Here is a 16,722-nt window from a genome sequence, read left to right on the forward strand (position 1 = left end):
CACCACCTCCTTCTGACCCGGCAACATCGCACCCCGCCCGCTCTCGGCGCAGCCCGAACCATCCCGATCCCCGACACCCACCCCCCCCCCCCCCCCACACCCGGCGCGCCCCCCCCCCCCGGGGGGGGGCCCGCCCCGCCCGCGCCGCGCGGGGGGGCGCCCCCCCCCCTCGGCCGGTGGAATCAATCGGATATCGGACGCAGAGCTGCCGCCTGTCCGGTGGCAGGCGCAGCCGAGTCAGCCCCTGTAGGGGATGTCCGGACGCGTGGCATCGGATATCCCGAGGCAGAGGGCAGTTGCTGCCGCGAAAGGCCTGGCACAGTGACGGATCGCCAGGCGGTGTGAAGTCCACAGAAATCTGTGCGCGGCCGTGCCGCTGCGGTGTGGAATCAGTCAGGCGGCGGCGGGTTCTCCGGGATCGGCCCCGGAGGTGAAACCATCCGATTTGGAGGCGGTGGACGGTAGCGCAGTCTGGCTACCGTGCACCGAGACGCCGGTGGTCGGTGGAATGGCTTTCGCGATCGCGATGTCGCTACCAGGGTGCACCGAACCACAGAATTCCGACTCGAAAACACCCGCACTCATGCGGGTGAGCTTATCCGATGGCCTGATCGGCCGATCAGGATCATCGCCCGCCGCGGACTTCGCCCGCCGTGTCAGCGCGTCCTGTCCGGCTCGGCGAGCGCGGTGAACAGGCGCCGGTTGAAATCGATCAAACGGCCGTAGTTCACCCGTGACAGCCGCTCGTCGTTTCCGTGGATACGCTCCAGATCCGCGGCGGTGAGCCGGATCGGCGCGAAATTGCAGCGGGTCGCGGCCAGATCGTCGTAGTGCCGGGAATCGGTGGCGCCCGGCACCAACCCGGTGGTTACGGCGGCCTCCGGCGCCACCTGCCGGGTGAGTTCGGCGATCAGGCCGAACTGCGGCCCCGGCGTGGGCGCGGGGGAGGGCTCGGCCGACATCCCCACCAGTTCGATCGACACCTGTGCGTCACGCACCGTCCGGCGGCAGTGCGCCAGCACCGACTCCACCGTATCGCCGGGCAGGATCCGGAAATTGATCAGCGCCTCCGCCTGCTGCGGCAGCACATTCGCCTTCACCCCGCCCCGGATCACCGTCGGCGCGGTGGTGGTGCGCACCAGCGATTCGGTCTGCGGGGTCGCGGCCAGGATCCGGGCGACCACCGGCGCCGCCGCCCCGGCGAACCCCAGCAGGCGGCGTTTCGCGGCGGGCAGATGCGGCCGCAGGCGGGCGAGCATATCGGTGACCACAGGTGTTATCCGCAACGACATCGGATGGTCCTGTATCCGGCTCACCGCCCGGGCCAGCCGCCCGATCGCCGTCTGCCGTCCCGGCATGGAGGAATGCCCACCCGAATCGGTGACCGACAGCCGGACCGTGGCATAACCCTTCTCGCCGACCATGATGGTGGCCACCGGCACCCGGACATCCTGAACGATCCCGTCGGTGATCACGCCGCCCTCGTCCAGCAGCAGATCCGCCCGCACGCCGCGTCGACGCAACCGGTCCGCCATCTGCACCGCACCGGTATCGCCGAAGACTTCCTCGTCGTGGCCGAAGGCGAAGTAAACGGTATGCCGTGGCCGAAGCCCCGCGGTCAGCGCGGCTTCGGCGGCCTCCAGGATCGCCAGCACCCGGCTCTTGTCGTCGATCGCGCCGCGACCCCAGATGAACTCCTCGTCCACCACACCCGCGAACGGCGGGTGGGTCCAGCGGGCGGGTTCGTCCGCGGGGACCACATCCTGGTGCGCCAGCAGCAGGGCGGCGGTCCGGGTGTCGTCGACCCCGCGCCAGGTGTAGAGCCGGCTGTGCCCGAACTTCTCCAATTCCAGTTCGGCATGCACCCGCGGGAAGGACTCTTCCAGGTGGGCGCCGAGCCGGCGGAACTCCGTATCGAGCGAAGCCTGTGCCGCGGCCGGCTCCGCACCGGATGCGGCGCCCTCCTCGCGCGATACGGTGACACAGCGCAGCGCCACCGCTAGCCGTTCCGCGGTGGCGTCGTCGACCGGGTCGCCGGACGACGGACGGGCCTCGAGGTTGGTGGACATCCCTGTATTGTCCTCGCCCGGCCGGTCGGCGTCCCGGCAAGCCGGTACGACCCGGGATCCCGGCACTGCCGGGATGACCCGGAATCGGGCTCGCGGCAACCTCCGTGCCGGGGCGGCGGCCGGCCGTTTCGAATCGCCCGGCGCGATCCGTAACCCGCCGCCTACCGCGCAGGCGCGAACGCCGCCGCCGCTGATCCGGTGGTGGGCGGGCGGATGCCGCGACCGGCGCGGATGGCTTGCCCGTCCCGTGACCGGCGGCCTGGGTGCGGGCATTATTGTGGGAGTCATGGCAGCAGGCAAGCCCGACAAAGAGGCGAAGGCCGCGGCGAAAGCGGCGCGCAAACAGCAGTCGAAGGAACGTCGTCAGCAGATCTGGCAGGCGTTCCAGATGCAGCGCAAAGAGGACAAACTGCTGCTGCCGCTGATGATCGGCGCCGTGGTGATCACCACGCTGGTGCTGTTCGGGATCGGTTTCCTGTTCGATGTGCAGTGGTTCCTGCTGCCCCTGGGCCTGCTGCTGGGTGTGCTGTTCGCCTTCATCATCTTCGGCCGGCGCGTCCAGAAAACCGTCTACGGCAAGGCCGAGGGCCAGGCCGGAGCCGCCGCCTGGGTGCTGGACAACCTGCAGGGCAAATGGCGGGTCAGCAACGGTATCGCCGCCACCACCCAGCTCGACGCCGTGCACCGGGTGATCGGGCTCCCCGGAGTGATCTTCGTGGGTGAGGGCTCACCCCAGCGGCTGCGATCGCTGCTCGCGCAGGAGAAGAAGCGCACCGCCCGGCTCGTCGGCGACACCCCCATCTACGACGTGACAGTCGGTAACGAGGAAGGCCAGGTTCCGCTCAAGGAACTGCAGCGCTACCTCACCAAGCTGCCCCGCAATATCGACACCAAGCGGATGGACCAGATCGAAGGCCGGCTCAGCGCCCTGAGCGCCCGCGGCGGCCCGGCGATGCCGAAGGGCCCGATGCCGACCAACGCCAAAATGCGCGGTATGCAGCGCACCATCCGCCGCCGCTGAATATATTGCGCCGCCTTCGGCGGCGCGGGTTCGGGGCCCTATAGGTCTCGAATCTTCCATCCTCCGCTTCGCTCCCCCGCTCCGTCAGTCCAGATCCGAGACGGGCCCCGAACCATGGATGTGGGCCATTCTGAGCTGGAACTGGGTCGGCTACTGAAGCTGGGGCAGCTCCCGCCGGCCGGGGGCGCGAACAATGCGAAGGCGGATAGTTCACCGGAATTCTTCGCGGTCAGTTCACGGGCATGGTTCGCGGATAGTTCACCGGCATGGTTCGGGGCCCGTCTCGTTCTGGAGCGACAGAGCGGGGGAGCGAAGCGGAGGAGCGGCGGAGTGAAGAACGAGACCTATAGGGCCCCGAACCCGCGACGCCGGAGGCGGCGCCAGTAGACACAGCTCAGCGCGTGCGAACTACCGCGGTGCCGGTGGCGCGGTCGTGCATACCGCGCCCGTCGCCGTCGGTGAACAGTGCCGGCACCACGAAGGTCAGCAGGACCTGCCGGGCCAGCGCGCGCAGAAAACCGACCCGCACCGGTGCGTCGATCCGGATCACCCGCAACCGCAGGAAGTACTGCCCCGGGGTGAAACCGAAGAGCGCCACCGCGAGCAGGCCGATCGCCATCCACACCAGCCACGTCGGGGTGCTCAACGCCCCCGATACGGCCTCGAACGCTGTCGGCTCCGCGACGCCCGCCGGCAGTTCGGTCTCGGCGATGATCCGATCCGGGTTGGGTCGCACGATCAGCGCCGCGATCCCCATGGCGATCACCCAGTCGACGGCCATCGCGGTGATCCGGCGGGCCATCCCGACCAGCGATCCCGCGCCGGAGCGGGGCAGCCCGATATGTTCGCCCGGGTATTCGCTCGGTTCCGGATCGCCCGGTGTCTCGGTGGGTCCGGTGAGCCAGGAGCCGGTAGCACGTGCCATGAACCCCAGGATAGGCCTCACCGTTTCCGGCATATCGGGCGGTCACCGAGCACAACGGCCTGTGTGCCGGTCCGGCGGGCCTGTCCGGCCGGTACGGTGCGCGGTAATGTCCGTGGCGTGGCCGACGACACGTGCCGTGCGGCACGTGTAACACTGGCGAAACAAACCCTTGACGGCCGGGAAACACCCTGTCCATACCGTCGGATCGCGACGCCCCGCACTCGATACTGGCTGGGATCTATCCGTAAGGAGAGCTAAGTGACGTTCAGCACGGCCGACGAGGTCATCAAGTACATGGCGGATCAGGATGTCGAATACGTCGATATCCGATTCAGCGATCTGCCCGGTGTACAGCAGCACTTCTCCATCCCGGCGAAGGCGTTCACCGCCGACCTCGCCGAGGAGGGCCTCGCGTTCGACGGCTCCTCGGTGCGGGGATTCCAGTCCATCGACGAGTCCGATATGCTGCTGCTGCCCGATTTCAGCACCGCGCAGATCGACCCGTTCCGGGCGGCGAAGACGCTCAACATGAACTTCTTCGTGCACGATCCGTTCACCCGCGAGGCCTACTCCCGCGACCCGCGCAATATCGCGCGTAAGGCCGAGGAGTACCTGCGCTCCACCGGTATCGCCGATACCGCGTTCTTCGGCGCCGAGGCCGAGTTCTACATCTTCGACTCGGTCCGCTACGACTCGCAGATGAACGGCGCCTTCTACGAGGTCGAGTCCATCTCCGGTTCCTGGAACACCGGCGCCGCGACCAACCCCGACGGCAGCCCCAACCGCGGCTACAAGGTCCGTAACAAGGGCGGCTACTTCCCGGTGGCCCCCTACGACCACTACGTCGACCTGCGCGACAAGATCTCCACCAACCTGCAGAACGCCGGGTTCGAGCTGGAGCGCGGCCACCACGAGGTCGGCACCGCCGGTCAGGCCGAGATCAACTACAAGTTCAACACCATGCTGGCCGCCGCCGACGATCTGCAGCTGTTCAAGTACATCGTCAAGAACACCGCCTGGGCCGAGGGCAAAACTGTCACCTTCATGCCGAAGCCGCTCTTCGGCGACAACGGTTCGGGTATGCACGCCCACCAGTCGCTGTGGAAGGACGGCAAGCCGCTGTTCCACGACGAGGCCGGTTACGCCGGACTGTCGGATCTGGCCCGCCACTACATCGGCGGCATCCTGCACCACGCCCCGTCGCTGCTGGCGTTCACCAACCCCACCGTGAACTCCTACCACCGCCTGGTCCCCGGCTACGAGGCCCCGATCAACCTGGTGTACTCGCAGCGCAACCGCTCCGCCGCGGTCCGCATCCCGGTCACCGGCAACAACCCGAAGGCCAAGCGCATCGAGTTCCGCGCCCCGGACTCCTCGGGCAACCCGTACCTGGCCTTCGCCGCCATGCTGATGGCCGGCCTGGACGGCATCAAGAAGAAGATCGAGCCGCTGGCCCCGGTCGACAAGGACCTCTACGAGCTCCCGCCGGAGGAGGCCAAGAACATCCCGCAGGCCCCCACCAGCCTGGCATCGGTGATCGACCGCCTCGAGGCCGACCACGAGTACCTCACCGAAGGCAATGTCTTCACCGAGGACCTGATCGAAACCTGGATCAACATCAAGCGTGAGCAGGAAATCGCCCCCGTGAACCTGCGCCCGCACCCCTACGAGTTCGAGCTCTACTTCGACGTGTGATCCTGACCTGCGGTTCCACCTCTCCGGGCTTCCGGTACGCAGTGGATATGCAGTAGAAGGTTTCGAGTCCACCCGCTCGGTGATCGCAGATGTGATCACTCGGCGGGTGGACTCGTCTGTATCCGGCCACAGCGGCACACAGGTAACGCGCGTGGCAGTCGGGCCATCGACCTGTGCCGGCGCAGATCGTCCAGCCCGCCGGTATCGATCCCTGCTCTCGCACTCGCGACAGCGATGAGTTCTGTGTCCGGCTCCGGTCAACACATCCAGAGCAGTTTCATCCGAACTCTGGGGAGTGAACATGACCGAGCACACCGCCGGCGCCTTGCCACCGATCGTCGACCGGCAGACTTGGCAGACCGCGCTCGACGACCTGCGGAAGCGGGAGAAGGCCGCCACTCGTGAACTGGACGCGATTGCCGCGCAACGCCGCAGGTTGCCGATGGTCGAGCTGCCGGACTACACACTGATCGGCCCGGACGGTCCTGTCCGGCTGGTCGACATATTCGACGGGCGCTCTCAGCTCATTGTCTACAACCACATGTGGTCCGATGGTGCGGAGTGGCAGTGCGGCGGCTGTACTGGGTTCACGTCGCAGTTTGTCCGGCTGGGGTGGCTCGAGAACTACGATGCCCGCTTCGTCATCGTCACCAATGGGCCCATCGACGTGGCGCTGGCCTACAGGGCGAAGGTCGGCAACAGGATGGACTGGTATTCGTCCTCGGAGAGTTCGTTCGGCGCGGATGTGGACGCACCGCCCGGCGGCGGTTTCGCGGTGAACGTCTTTCTCCGCGACGGCGACAAGGTCTACCGCACCTGGCACACCAACGGCCGCGGTACCGAGCAGCTCAGCTACACGTTTGCGCTGGTCGATCTCCTGCCGTGGGGTCGCCAGGAGGAATGGCAGGATTCGCCCGACGGATGGCCGAAATCGCCTACTTACTCCAAGTGGCTCGACTCTCCCGACGTGGCCCGGCTGTACGGTCCGAATGCGGGGGCCACCGCATCCGGCGACGCGAGCGATAGCTCGAAATGACGGCGCCGACCCTTTCGCGCAGTGGTCACCTGCCTATCAATGGCCTGGGCCTGTATTACGAAGTGCACGGTGATCTCGGCAGTTCGAAAACCACGCCGCTGCTGCTGATACCCGGCGCGTTCATGGCCACCGATTCGATGACATCGTGGATATCCGGTTTCGCGGGCGAGCGGGCGGTGATCGTCTTCGACCAGCAGGGACACGGCCGGACCGCGGATACTTCGCGGACGATGTCCTACGAGCAATTCGCCGACGATGCGGCGGAATTGCTGCGCGCCTTGGATATCGAGCGCGCGGATGTCATGGGCTACTCGCAGGGCGGCGGAGTCGCGCTGCAGCTCGCACTTCGCCACCCGGCGCTCGTCGACAAGCTGGTTTCGATGTCGGCCACCTTCCGCAGGGACGGCTGGTATCCCTCGGTGCCGGAGGTCATCGCGGGTCTCGACGCGACAGCGTTCGCCGGTACAGCTGTCGAGAAGGCGTTCATGGAACACACGCCGGACCCCACGGTTTTCAGCACATACATCGACAAGATGAAGGTGCTGAATATCGAAGACCAGAACATCAGTGACGCGCAGATGCGTTCGATTTCGGCGAAGACGATGGTGATCATCGGTGATGCGGACGGCGTGAAACCGGAGCATGCGTTGCAGATGTTCCTGCTGCGCGGGGGCGGTGACGAGCAGGCGGCAGCTTCGGGGATGTTGCACAAGGCACCGGCTGCGCGCTTGCTGATTCTGCCCGCGACCTCGCATATCGGTATCAGCGGGGAGACGGCGGCGCTGGTGCCGATGGTGCGTTCATTCCTCGACGATGTGCCGCCGGCGACACCCGAACTCTTCTGAAGGATTACGCAGCCGAACGGTTCTCGTTGTATGTGACTGTACGAGCGAGCCCCCGGGGCGTTTGCGGAACTGTACGGCCGCGTCGAATGTCGCTGCCGTGCGGACAACCTATCCAGGGTCGAGTAGTACGCGTTTCAGGAAGCGGCGTGTTCGTTCCTCTCGGGGCTCGCCGATCACCTGGCCGGCGGGGCCGCGTTCGACGATGGTGCCCTCGTCGAGGAACAGGACCTGATCCGCTACCTGCTGGGCGAAGCGGATCTCGTGGGTCACGATCACCATCGTCCAATCCTGGGTGGCAAGGTCCTTGATCACCGCGAGCACCTCGCCGACCAGTTCGGGGTCCAGCGATGAGGTCGGTTCGTCGAACAGCACCACGCGGGGTTTCAGGGCCAGGGCCCGGGCGATGCCGACGCGCTGTTGCTGGCCACCCGAAAGCTGGAAGGGGTAGGCGTCGGCTCGGTCAGCGAGACCCACCTGCTCCAGCAGGGCCCGGGCCGCGGCGATCGCCTCTTCCCGGGGCTGCTGCTGGGCGACGACCGGGCCTTCGATGATGTTCTCCAGCACCGTGCGGTGCGGGAAGAGGTTGTGGGACTGGAAGACCATCCCGCTCTGGGCGCGGAGCCGGCTCGCTTCCCGGCGCCCTGCCCGGCCGCGGGGCAGCCGGGCGAAGTCGATCTCGACATCGTCTATGCCGACGATCCCGCGCTCCGGGATATCCAGTGCATTGAGGGAGCGCAGCACGGTTGTCTTGCCCGAACCCGAGGGCCCGAGCAGGACGGTCGAAGTGCCGCGCCGGGATTCGAAGTCGAGGCCGCGCAGCACCTGCCGCTCGCCGAAGGACTTTTCGAGGCCTCGGACCCGTATCCGGGCCGGCTCGGTATTGTGCTCAGTGGTGTCGGTCATTTGGCCACAAACCTGTCGAGTCGCGTCTCCAGTCGTTTCTGCGCGGCGGAGAGGGCCGCGCAGATCACCCAGTAGTACAGCGCGGCGAACGTGTACAAGGCGAGGAAGTCGTTGCTTTCGGCCGCCGCGAGCTGGGCCTCGCGGAACAGTTCGGTCAGCAGCACCACCGAGCCCAGCGATGTGTCCTTGAGTAGTGAGAGCAAGGTGTTGGACAGCGGTGGCACTGCTGTCCTGGTTGCCTGCGGGAGAACGATGCGGCGCAGTGTCTGCGCATACCCGAGACCGACCGTTGCCGCCGCCTCGAACTGACCCTTCGGCACCGCCAGAATCGCCGACCGGATCACTTCGGCCGCATAGCCGGCCACATTGAGACTGAACGCGATCACCGCAGCGAGGAACGGATCGAACTTCAACCCGATCTGCGGAAGCCCGTAGAAGACGATGAACAGCTGCACGAGCAGCGGTGTGCCGCGAATGATGGAGATGAATGCGCGGGCAGGCGCGGCGAGGAGGCGATAGGACGATATCCGCGCCAGCGCGACCAGTAGCGCGAGCACGAGACCGATGGTGAAACTCAGCGCGGTCAGCGGGACCGTGACCTTCACCAGTCCGACGAACATCGGCCACGCCGCCCCGCGCAACACATCCCAGGTGCTCCGGGGGCCGCGCCCCTCCGACAGGTCGGCGGTTCCGCCATCGGGTACCGAGACATCGGCCCGGAAATACTTCTGTGAGATGGCGGCGAGTGTCCCGTCCGCCGCCAGCGCGGCGATGGCCCGGTTCGCCTGGTCGAGCAATGCGGCGTCGCCTTTCCGGAAGGCGAGGACCTGCTCACTGGTCTCCGCTCCGGCATCGCCGGCGATCTCGATATCCGTGGACCCGGTACTTGCCAGGTAGTCGAGCACGGCGATGTTGTCGTTGACGATCGCGTCGACGCGGCCCTGGGTGAGCAGCGCCGCCGCCTGCGCGAAGCCTTCGACCGCTTCGACATTTGCGCCGGCGTCGCGGGCGACCTGAGCCCAGTTGCTGGTGCTCGACTGCGCGGTGGTGCGCCCGGCGAGATCGTCCAGGGTCCGGATCTGTTCGTCGCCCGTGCGCCGGACGATCACGCCGCGGGAGTAGGTGTAGGGCTCGGACAGCCCGTATTTCGCCCGGCGCTCATCGTTGACCGATACCTGGTTGGCGATGATATCGATCCGCCCGGAGTCCAGGGCGGGAAAGATCGCGTCCCATTGTGTTTCGACGAATTCGAGTTCCCAGCCGGCCCGGTCGGCGATCGCCCGGACCACTTCGATGTCGTAGCCGGTGAGCTGCCGGTTGCCCGGATCGTGGAACGAGAACGGTGGATAGGTGCCTTCGGTCCCGACCTTCACCACCGGCCGGCCGGGATCCTGCCCCGTCGCCACACCTACCTGCGTGGCTCCGGCGAGCACCAGTAGCAGAGACAGCACCACGCCTCTGAGTACGTGTCGCATCGGCGACCCTCTCGCATCGGCCGGAACCGGAATCCGGCACTGGAGAAAGATCGTAGTGCGAATGGGAACGCGGGCCCGGTCGCCTCTTGCGATACGGCGCAGGCTGATCCGTACCGGCGGGGATTCCCGGTGGCCGGGCAGTGGTGCGGGTGCCGATGCGGAGAGCCGGTGGGTGCAACGATCTTTCCGCCGGGCACCGCCCGGGGTGTGCGGGGCAGGAGTACCGCCCCGCACTCGGGCGTCTCAGTCCACCGGGGCCACGCGGATCAGGTTGCCGTCGGGGTCGCCGACCACGAAGGTACGGCCGAAGACCTCGTCATAGGGCTCGGCGACGACGTCTACGCCTTTTTCGACCCACTTCCGGAAGTGGTTGTCGATCTCCTCGGGCCCGCCGGGCAGGGCCAGGCAGAGTTCGCTGGTGCGTGGGCCGGTGAAGGAGAAGCCTTCCTCGACACCACTCCACACGGCGAGCTGGATGCCGCCGCCGAGGTCGAACGCGATGAATCGCGGGCTCTCGAATACGGGCTTCATCTCGAACAGGTCGCCGTAGAAGCGGGCGGCGGCGGCCGCGTCGCGGACGTACACGATGAACATGTTCGGTGTGGTCATGGGGGTGTTCTCCTCTTGCCGTCGTTGTGGACGAGACGAGATTCGCTGCCATACCTGACAGGTTCCGGCAGGTTTTCGGAAGAATATTTCCCTATGACGCCCGATCGCTTCTTTTCCCTGCTGATCGCCCTGCAGTCCCGGGAAACCGTCACCACCACCGATCTGGCCGCCGAACTGGGCATATCGGTGCGGACGGTGTTCCGGGACGTGCAATGGCTGCAGGACGCCGGGTTTCCGATACTGGTCCGGCGGGGCAGATGGGGTGGGGTGACGCTGCTACCCGGTGGTGCCCTGGACCTCGCCCGGCTCACCCCGGCCGAACGTGACCATCTCGCGCTGTCCGGCCTCGACGATGCGCAGCGCGATCAGCTCGGTGGCGGGGTCGACAGCCGGCGGGCCAGGAGCAAGGTGGCACCGGGGCGGATGCGGCCGGAGAATCTGCTGCCGGTGCACGCGGTGGTCACGACGGACAACCGGCCCTGGTTCGGGCCGCCCGGTGCGGGCATCGGGCCCGCGGAACTGCTGGGTGATCTGCGGCGCGGTGTCCGGTTACGGGTGAACTACCGCCGCTCGAACGAGACCGAACCGGTCTGGCAGATCGTCGACCCCTACGGTCTGCTGGCCAAGGGCGGCCGCTGGTATCTCGTGGCCGACGGGTCTTCCCGGCCGCGCCTGTATTCGCTGGAACGGGTCGCCGGCTGGCGCCCGTTGCGCACACCCCGGCAGCTACGGCCCGGGGCGACCTTGCAGGCGGTGGCCGCGGAACTGTCGGCGAGCTGGGAAACCGCGGGAGCCGTCCGGATCGAAGGTGAACTGACCGCCGGTCAGCTGGAACGCGCGAAACGTATCCTCGGCACCCGGTTGACGGTCCTGTCTGCGGAAGCAGGCGGCCGGGTGCGTATCGGTGTGGCGTGCCGGGTGGTCGAGGATGTGCGGCAACTTCTGCAGTTCGCCGACGATTTCCTGGTGACCGGCCCGCCGGAGGCGCGTGAACGGATCCGCGAGCTGGCGGCAGCGATGCTCAGGCAGTACCAGTGAAAGCCGGCGATGTATGTGGTCGGGGTCACAGGTCGGCCGCCGACGAGTTTCCGGCCGATGCCCCGTCCTATGCGAGGAACGTTGTGTGGAACAAGGAGACCGATCATGGCGGCACAGCCCAAAGGCCCCGCGTCCTACTTCCCGTCCATCGAGGCGAAGTACGGCCGCAGTATCGAGGAGTGGAAGGCCGCCCTGCGTGATTCCGGGCTGTCGTCGCACAAGGAGCTCGTCGAATTCCTGAAGACCGAGCACGGTTTCGGTCACGGGCATGCCAACGCACTCACGCAGCATCATCTGCATCCCGAGAAATGGGCCGCTTGACGGTTGCAGACAGCCGACCCGGGCCGGCCCGCCGCAGCACACGAGGGGTGTTGCGGAGAACCCGCATCTGCTCGCGGCGGCCTGCCCTGTGGAGGTGCGGCGCGCGACGGCCGGCACGGGCGATACGGGAGGCATCGGCCCGGGCCGCAACCGTCCGAGGGCACACGTAGCCGGCGCAACACCGCACGTCCACCCGGGCTGGTGCCGGCGGCATACCGCTCCGCCGTCGCCCCCGCCGTGACGCCGAGTGCTCCGGCAGCGAAATCCCGTCGTGCGGGCGGGTCGGGCCGTAGGCTTCGCCGCACCGGCACGAGTGTGGCGGCAGATACCGGTCACGAGGGATTGGGGCGCACGGCATGGCGATTCGGGAGCGACTGGGATTCACAGCGGCCGAACCCGCCCCGGTCTACGGTGAGCCGTTCGAGACCGCCGACGGCGCGATAGTCATCACCGTCGCCCGCCGTGGCGTGATCAGTCCGGTGATGCGGCCCGCCGGGGTGTTCGTCGTCCCGACGGCGCCGCGGCCTGGGTTCCCGCGGTGGATATCAACCGGATCGCGCTCATGGGTGAGCTGATCGGCCTGCTCGCGGCCGTGATCACCAGCCTCGCGATCCTGCGCCGCCCACCCTGGCCCGATCTCGGCCACCGCAGCGGCGACTGACCCGATCCGGGCAACGGATATCAGCCGGATTTGCCGCGCCGCGCCGCATCCAGGAACCGCACCGCTCGCGGGCCCACGCCGTGCAGCGCGAGCAGTTCGTCCAGAGATTCCGGCAGGTCGGTGAGCGTTCGATAGCCTGCGTCGATCAGCGCACCGGTCGCCGGGCGGCCGATTTTCACCCCGTCGAAGATCGGGCCACGGTCCTGCGCAGTGCTCATCACGCGAAACTACACCGTGAGCATCGAGTCTCGAAGCTTTGTCAACGTGCCGGTATCGAGCCGGAGTACGGTTTTCGCGAATTCGTCCCAGCCGCCGTACTCGTTGTGGACTGCGTCGAGGACGGGCTGAATCATGCCGACGCTCTGTTCCATCAGCGGACGGATCAGTTCGATATCGACGCCCTTGCCCGAAAGGAACGCGTAGGTCTTGTCGTTGTGTTCGCGGTTGTAGGTGTTGGAGGCGACGAAGTCCTCGACGATCGTCTCGTCCGGGATGCCGAGTAGCCCCAGCAGCAGGGCGGTCATCATGCCGGTGCGGTCCTTACCCGCGGTGCAGTGGTAGATCACTGCCCTGTCGGAGCCGGCGATGAGCCGCAATGTTTCCGCGTAGCCGGCCATGGTGTCCGGCTTGCCGAGCTGGTTCACGAAGCTCTCGTCCGCGATACGTATCGCCTTTCCACCGCCGAGCGTGGCCGCCATGGCGGCGCCGTCCCCGGTGGTCATCGCCGATTGGATGGCTTCGGAGAGGGCCTGGGTGTTCTCGTCGAGCAGCGGGGTATTCACCAGTTCGACCCCGGCCGGTAGCTTGTCCGCGCCGGATCTGGCGATCTCGTCTTCGCTGCGGAAGTCGACCACTGTGCCCACCCCCGCGCCCTCGACAGCCCGGAAATCGTCCGCGGTGAGATCGGTGAGGGTGTCCCCGCGGAATACCTTGCCCCAGGCGATCGACTGTCCGTCGGCAGTCCGGTACCCGCCGATATCCCGGACGTTGTGCGCTCCCTGCAGTGTGAACTGCCGGGTCGAGGCAACGGTTTCGCCGTTGTCCCCGTTGCGTGCCTCGAAATACCAGCGCAGGACGGGATCGAGATCGGTGATCTCCGCCGACCGGCCGTCTACATCGGCGACCTCTTCACCGGTACTCGACGGGTCGGCAGCCGAGGTCGACGCGAAGACGGTGGCCTTGTCGGCGCCGTTCCAGGTCAGGGCGAAAGCACCGGCGCTCGTCGATTCCACGGTGAGACCGAGGGCGCCGGGTGTGCTGGGCGTGGTGTCGCATGCGGTGAGCGTCAGTGCGGCGATAAGCCCCAATGCTGCGGTTGCGGCGGTGGTTCCAGACTTCATGTGCGGCCTTCACTTCTAGTGTCGCAACGACCGTAGGCGCGGTCATGGTTGTGAAGGCGGTCACTCTCGATCAATGGGACCATAGACCGCCGGTAATCGGTGAGCGGTCGATCGGGCAGGTCCGAGGCTCGGCGTAGCAGGGGTTCAGACATCTTCGGCGGGGGTGGCAACGCCGCGGCTGATCGCCTCGAAGTGGCACCAGGCGAGTTCCGGTGCGACCGGGTTCGCACGGTCGGCGACCGCCGTGAGCAGGCCGACGAGCGCCCAGGAGAGCGCGGTGACAGTGAGGTCGTCGGTGCGTGGACCGGGCTGCTCGTCGAGATGTTCGCGCAGGATGGCGGCCATACTGCTGAGATACCCGCGCAGGGCAGTCACCGAGGCCTTGGGCCCGATCAACGGTTCGTATACCTGCGGATAACTCGCGGCCAGGCCGATCATCACCCGGACCGGCGCCCAGCGGCCGCGGTCGGATGAACGGGCGATCTCCTGGCGCAGATGTTCACCGCAACTCACCACGAGCAAATCGTCTTTGTCCCGGTAGTGGGTGTAGAAGGTGGAGCGCCCGATATCCGCCCGCGCGATCACATCGCTCACGCTGATGCGGTCGTAGGCGCGTTCCATCATCAGCTCGATGAGGGCGCGGTGCAGAGTCTCCCGGGTGCGCCGGACCCGGCGGTCAGGGGTGCCCATAGGCCTTCCTCGGTGGACAGTTTCGCCGGACCTGTCCGGTAACGGACAGAACGGGGATATCTGATTCTGGTCGACAGCGGCCGCGGTGGCGACGATCGACCCATGACATCAGATCAGCACACCCGCAGCCCGATGTTCGTCGACGCGCCCGATACCGGCCTGGTCATCGAGGGTATGCGGCGATACAACCTGTTCACCACCGTATGGTTCCTCGGCCGGCACCGCCGGTTGCTCGCCGAACTGGTCCGGGCGAGCGGGGCCGGTCCCGGCGACGACGCCGTCGATATCGGTTGTGGGCCCGGGAAACTCGTCCGCGCACTGGGAGCGCGGGTCGGACCGCAGGGGAGTGCGGCCGGTATCGACCCTTCCGCCACCGCCATCGACTACAACAACCGCCGTGATACCCGCGCGAACCACCGCTACCTCCAGGCCCCGGCCCAGGAACTGCCGCTGCCCGATGCCTCCGTCGATATCGTGACATGCACCTTCGTCATGCACCACATTCCGGAGGAACACCGGGAGGCGGCGATCGCCGAGATGTGGCGGGTGCTGCGGCCGGGGGGACGGTTGCTGCTTGCCGATGCCCACCCGACCCCGCGAGTGCGGTTCTTGTCCGGCTGGTCGACGCGTCGGCACCACGGCCCCGACCCGCTCGCGGATGTCGATATCCGGCGTTACACCACCGCCCTGCAGTCGGTGGGTTTCGCCGGAATCGAGTACCGGGAGAGTCATAACGTCACGGGGGTGATGACTGCTTCCAAGCCGTTCAGCCCTCCCTCGACCGGAACAGCTCGAGACTAGTTCGAGGCCGTGGCCGGCCGAGCTCGGTGCCCCGCAGCCATCGAGCGTGGCTTAGTCCCAGGGGTGAGAAGTCACCCGGTTGTGTGGAAGATTGTTCGAGTGGATCATGCGGGAGGAGATGAGGTGCCGACGTGGTGAACAAATGGGGTCGAGCCCATATGCTGCACCCGGATACGGCGGCGGCGCTGGAATCTGGCCGGGCATTCGTCCACGCTGCCCACGATATGTTCGAGGCAATCGACAAGATTCGCGCCCGCCGTCCGTCTCCCAGTTCACGCGTTATCCCTGAAGTCGATGGGATGGGCCGCCTGACCGACCTGTACATCGCGCCGGGCACCATCGCGGCTTTCGGTCGGGCAGAGTTGGTTGCCGATATCATGGCCGGCATCCGTGACAGTACGGTCGACGCATTGCGGCAGCATCGGTCGACGTTGGAGGAGGCGCACTGGCCTATGCCTCGACGGCATCAGTGATGCTGCGTTCCTGCATTTTCGGTGGGTGAGGCACTGGTGAATACGCATGAATCGGACGACGCCGAGGCGGAGTCGTCCGTATCAGGTGCGACTTCGGGGTACGAGGTGTTCAACCCTGACTACTCCGTGGGCGTAGCGTGCGATCGTCACGGAATGATCATCGGCATACATCTCGGTGACGAAGTGTGGGAGAACACCGATGCGTGGTTGTCGAACGAAATTCTCAAAGTCGCGAAACTGGCTCGGATGAAGTCGCAGGTCGGCCGTCGGGCCGAGTTGATGACCACCAACAAAGGGGCTCATCTTGCGGGCAGGCTACGGCTTCCGATGGAGAACGACTACAAACTGTCCGAAAGATCCGAGTTCGGAGGCGATTGAAGCTCTCAGGGGTGGGGATGGCCGATAATAGTTCGAACTGTTGGAACGGAGGGTCTCCAGCTATGGTCAGGAACGTTGCGCAGGATCCGGATGCATGGCGCAGGACGGGTAACGGAGAACGTGCCGCCGGTGATGTCGATCATCAGCGTGCCGTGGGGGATCCGGAGTGGGAGGGCAGTCTGGAGTATCAGCACGGCAAGGCTGCCAATGCGTTCAACACCTGGGCTCGCGAGCATGCTCGCGGACGGGAGGCGGCATTCACCAGAGGGGGGAACCTCAGGCACGGTATGGGTGATTCATCGACCAGCGGCGGAAATACGTTCGAGACGACGGATCTGGACGGCGGTGTCCGGGTTCGGGGCGCCTCGGCCGATAGTGACGTGTAGAGATCGGCTCTGAGGATGGACTCGGAACAAGAATGCGTAGGTCGCGTCTTGCTGCG

General features: G+C 66.6%; 19 protein-coding genes and 1 pseudogene. 11 read left to right on the forward strand and 9 right to left on the reverse strand.

Features of this window, described 5'->3' with window-relative positions:
- Positions 1-393: 393 nt before the first annotated feature.
- Together QH196_RS11620 and QH196_RS11625 are read right to left on the reverse strand one after the other, a co-directional pair.
- Entirely contained in the window at positions 394-585 is a 192-nt protein-coding gene (locus QH196_RS11620; RefSeq protein ID WP_280415781.1) for a hypothetical protein, read from the reverse strand.
- 71 nt (positions 586-656) lie between these two features.
- The gene (locus QH196_RS11625) at positions 657-2,069 is read right to left on the reverse strand and encodes a M20/M25/M40 family metallo-hydrolase (RefSeq protein ID WP_280415782.1); all 1,413 of its coding nucleotides are present in this window, start codon (positions 2,067-2,069) and stop codon (positions 657-659) included.
- A 286-nt stretch (positions 2,070-2,355) separates the two neighbouring features.
- Here QH196_RS11625 and QH196_RS11630 point away from each other — a divergent pair, with 286 nt between their 5' ends.
- Positions 2,356-3,090 (forward strand): DUF4191 domain-containing protein, encoded by a 735-nt coding sequence (locus QH196_RS11630; RefSeq protein ID WP_280415783.1) that lies wholly within the window; start codon positions 2,356-2,358, stop codon positions 3,088-3,090.
- Positions 3,091-3,484: 394 nt separating this feature from the next.
- Here the strand turns inward: QH196_RS11630 and QH196_RS11635 are convergent, their stop codons facing one another.
- A complete protein-coding gene (locus QH196_RS11635) occupies positions 3,485-4,015 on the reverse strand; it encodes an RDD family protein (RefSeq protein ID WP_280415784.1) in 531 nt (176 codons plus the stop codon).
- A 258-nt stretch (positions 4,016-4,273) separates the two neighbouring features.
- Here QH196_RS11635 and glnA point away from each other — a divergent pair, with 258 nt between their 5' ends.
- The 3 genes from glnA to QH196_RS11650 all read left to right on the forward strand — a co-directional run bounded on the left by glnA (position 4,274) and on the right by QH196_RS11650 (position 7,591).
- Positions 4,274-5,710, forward strand: coding sequence for a type I glutamate--ammonia ligase (gene glnA, locus QH196_RS11640; RefSeq protein ID WP_280415785.1), 1,437 nt, complete (start codon positions 4,274-4,276; stop codon positions 5,708-5,710).
- A gap of 301 nt (positions 5,711-6,011) precedes the next feature.
- Positions 6,012-6,746 carry a DUF899 domain-containing protein gene (locus tag QH196_RS11645; RefSeq protein ID WP_280415786.1) on the forward strand — a complete coding sequence of 245 codons (735 nt, stop codon included), beginning with the start codon at positions 6,012-6,014 and terminating at the stop codon, positions 6,744-6,746.
- Entirely contained in the window at positions 6,743-7,591 is an 849-nt protein-coding gene (locus tag QH196_RS11650; RefSeq protein WP_280415787.1) for an alpha/beta fold hydrolase, read from the forward strand. Before QH196_RS11645 ends, QH196_RS11650 begins: the two co-directional genes overlap by 4 nt.
- 108 nt (positions 7,592-7,699) lie before the next feature.
- Here QH196_RS11650 and QH196_RS11655 read toward each other — a convergent pair whose 3' ends face one another.
- The 3 genes from QH196_RS11655 to QH196_RS11665 all read right to left on the reverse strand — a co-directional run bounded on the left by QH196_RS11655 (position 7,700) and on the right by QH196_RS11665 (position 10,578).
- Positions 7,700-8,494, reverse strand: coding sequence for an amino acid ABC transporter ATP-binding protein (locus QH196_RS11655; RefSeq protein ID WP_280415788.1), 795 nt, complete (start codon positions 8,492-8,494; stop codon positions 7,700-7,702).
- Entirely contained in the window at positions 8,491-9,969 is a 1,479-nt protein-coding gene (locus QH196_RS11660) for an ABC transporter substrate-binding protein/permease (RefSeq protein ID WP_280415789.1), read from the reverse strand. The genes QH196_RS11655 and QH196_RS11660 overlap by 4 nt, the downstream gene beginning before the upstream one ends.
- Before the next feature lie 243 nt (positions 9,970-10,212).
- The gene (locus QH196_RS11665; RefSeq protein ID WP_280415790.1) at positions 10,213-10,578 is read right to left on the reverse strand and encodes a VOC family protein; all 366 of its coding nucleotides are present in this window, start codon (positions 10,576-10,578) and stop codon (positions 10,213-10,215) included.
- Positions 10,579-10,671: 93 nt separating this feature from the next.
- On the opposite strand from QH196_RS11665, the gene QH196_RS11670 reads away from it, so the two are divergent.
- From QH196_RS11670 to QH196_RS11680, 3 genes and pseudogenes are all read left to right on the forward strand, one after another.
- Positions 10,672-11,616: a helix-turn-helix transcriptional regulator gene (locus QH196_RS11670; protein ID WP_280415791.1), complete on the forward strand. Its 945-nt coding sequence runs from the start codon at positions 10,672-10,674 to the stop codon at positions 11,614-11,616.
- Between the two features lie 105 nt (positions 11,617-11,721).
- A complete protein-coding gene (locus QH196_RS11675; RefSeq protein ID WP_280415792.1) occupies positions 11,722-11,937 on the forward strand; it encodes a DUF4287 domain-containing protein in 216 nt (71 codons plus the stop codon).
- A gap of 356 nt (positions 11,938-12,293) precedes the next feature.
- A pseudogene (locus QH196_RS11680) lies at positions 12,294-12,598 on the forward strand (hypothetical protein).
- A gap of 20 nt (positions 12,599-12,618) precedes the next feature.
- On the opposite strand, the gene QH196_RS11685 reads toward QH196_RS11680, so the two are convergent.
- The 3 genes from QH196_RS11685 to QH196_RS11695 all read right to left on the reverse strand — a co-directional run bounded on the left by QH196_RS11685 (position 12,619) and on the right by QH196_RS11695 (position 14,628).
- Entirely contained in the window at positions 12,619-12,816 is a 198-nt protein-coding gene (locus tag QH196_RS11685) for a helix-hairpin-helix domain-containing protein (RefSeq protein ID WP_280415793.1), read from the reverse strand.
- A 9-nt stretch (positions 12,817-12,825) separates the two neighbouring features.
- On the reverse strand, positions 12,826-13,938 hold the full coding sequence (locus QH196_RS11690; RefSeq protein WP_280415794.1) for a tyrosine-protein phosphatase: 1,113 nt from the start codon (positions 13,936-13,938) through the stop codon (positions 12,826-12,828).
- Between the two features lie 144 nt (positions 13,939-14,082).
- Positions 14,083-14,628 carry a TetR/AcrR family transcriptional regulator gene (locus QH196_RS11695; RefSeq protein WP_280415795.1) on the reverse strand — a complete coding sequence of 182 codons (546 nt, stop codon included), beginning with the start codon at positions 14,626-14,628 and terminating at the stop codon, positions 14,083-14,085.
- Positions 14,629-14,730: 102 nt separating this feature from the next.
- On the opposite strand from QH196_RS11695, the gene QH196_RS11700 reads away from it, so the two are divergent.
- The 4 genes from QH196_RS11700 (at position 14,731) to QH196_RS11715 (ending at position 16,666) form a co-directional block, all read left to right on the forward strand.
- Positions 14,731-15,429, forward strand: a complete 699-nt coding sequence (locus QH196_RS11700; RefSeq protein WP_280415796.1) for a class I SAM-dependent methyltransferase — start codon at positions 14,731-14,733, stop codon at positions 15,427-15,429.
- A gap of 131 nt (positions 15,430-15,560) precedes the next feature.
- Entirely contained in the window at positions 15,561-15,902 is a 342-nt protein-coding gene (locus QH196_RS11705; protein WP_280415797.1) for a hypothetical protein, read from the forward strand.
- Positions 15,903-15,938: 36 nt separating this feature from the next.
- The gene (locus QH196_RS11710; protein ID WP_280415798.1) at positions 15,939-16,280 is read left to right on the forward strand and encodes a hypothetical protein; all 342 of its coding nucleotides are present in this window, start codon (positions 15,939-15,941) and stop codon (positions 16,278-16,280) included.
- Between the two features lie 62 nt (positions 16,281-16,342).
- Positions 16,343-16,666, forward strand: coding sequence for a hypothetical protein (locus QH196_RS11715; protein WP_280415799.1), 324 nt, complete (start codon positions 16,343-16,345; stop codon positions 16,664-16,666).
- The last annotated feature ends 56 nt before the right edge of the window (positions 16,667-16,722 follow it).

The organism is Nocardia carnea (assembly GCF_029868325.1).
Classification (GTDB): domain Bacteria; phylum Actinomycetota; class Actinomycetes; order Mycobacteriales; family Mycobacteriaceae; genus Nocardia; species Nocardia carnea_C.

Coding starts and splice junctions, on each gene's coding strand:
- QH196_RS11620 (WP_280415781.1), bottom strand. CDS start 585: ATGAGTGCGGGTGTTTTCGAGTCGGAATTCTGTGGTTCGGTGCACCCT.
- QH196_RS11625 (WP_280415782.1), bottom strand. CDS start 2,069: ATGTCCACCAACCTCGAGGCCCGTCCGTCGTCCGGCGACCCGGTCGAC.
- QH196_RS11630 (WP_280415783.1), top strand. CDS start 2,356: ATGGCAGCAGGCAAGCCCGACAAAGAGGCGAAGGCCGCGGCGAAAGCG.
- QH196_RS11635 (WP_280415784.1), bottom strand. CDS start 4,015: ATGGCACGTGCTACCGGCTCCTGGCTCACCGGACCCACCGAGACACCG.
- QH196_RS11645 (WP_280415786.1), top strand. CDS start 6,012: ATGACCGAGCACACCGCCGGCGCCTTGCCACCGATCGTCGACCGGCAG.
- QH196_RS11650 (WP_280415787.1), top strand. CDS start 6,743: ATGACGGCGCCGACCCTTTCGCGCAGTGGTCACCTGCCTATCAATGGC.
- QH196_RS11655 (WP_280415788.1), bottom strand. CDS start 8,494: ATGACCGACACCACTGAGCACAATACCGAGCCGGCCCGGATACGGGTC.
- QH196_RS11660 (WP_280415789.1), bottom strand. CDS start 9,969: ATGCGACACGTACTCAGAGGCGTGGTGCTGTCTCTGCTACTGGTGCTC.
- QH196_RS11665 (WP_280415790.1), bottom strand. CDS start 10,578: ATGACCACACCGAACATGTTCATCGTGTACGTCCGCGACGCGGCCGCC.
- QH196_RS11670 (WP_280415791.1), top strand. CDS start 10,672: ATGACGCCCGATCGCTTCTTTTCCCTGCTGATCGCCCTGCAGTCCCGG.
- QH196_RS11675 (WP_280415792.1), top strand. CDS start 11,722: ATGGCGGCACAGCCCAAAGGCCCCGCGTCCTACTTCCCGTCCATCGAG.
- QH196_RS11685 (WP_280415793.1), bottom strand. CDS start 12,816: ATGAGCACTGCGCAGGACCGTGGCCCGATCTTCGACGGGGTGAAAATC.
- QH196_RS11690 (WP_280415794.1), bottom strand. CDS start 13,938: ATGAAGTCTGGAACCACCGCCGCAACCGCAGCATTGGGGCTTATCGCC.
- QH196_RS11695 (WP_280415795.1), bottom strand. CDS start 14,628: ATGGGCACCCCTGACCGCCGGGTCCGGCGCACCCGGGAGACTCTGCAC.
- QH196_RS11700 (WP_280415796.1), top strand. CDS start 14,731: ATGACATCAGATCAGCACACCCGCAGCCCGATGTTCGTCGACGCGCCC.
- QH196_RS11715 (WP_280415799.1), top strand. CDS start 16,343: ATGGTCAGGAACGTTGCGCAGGATCCGGATGCATGGCGCAGGACGGGT.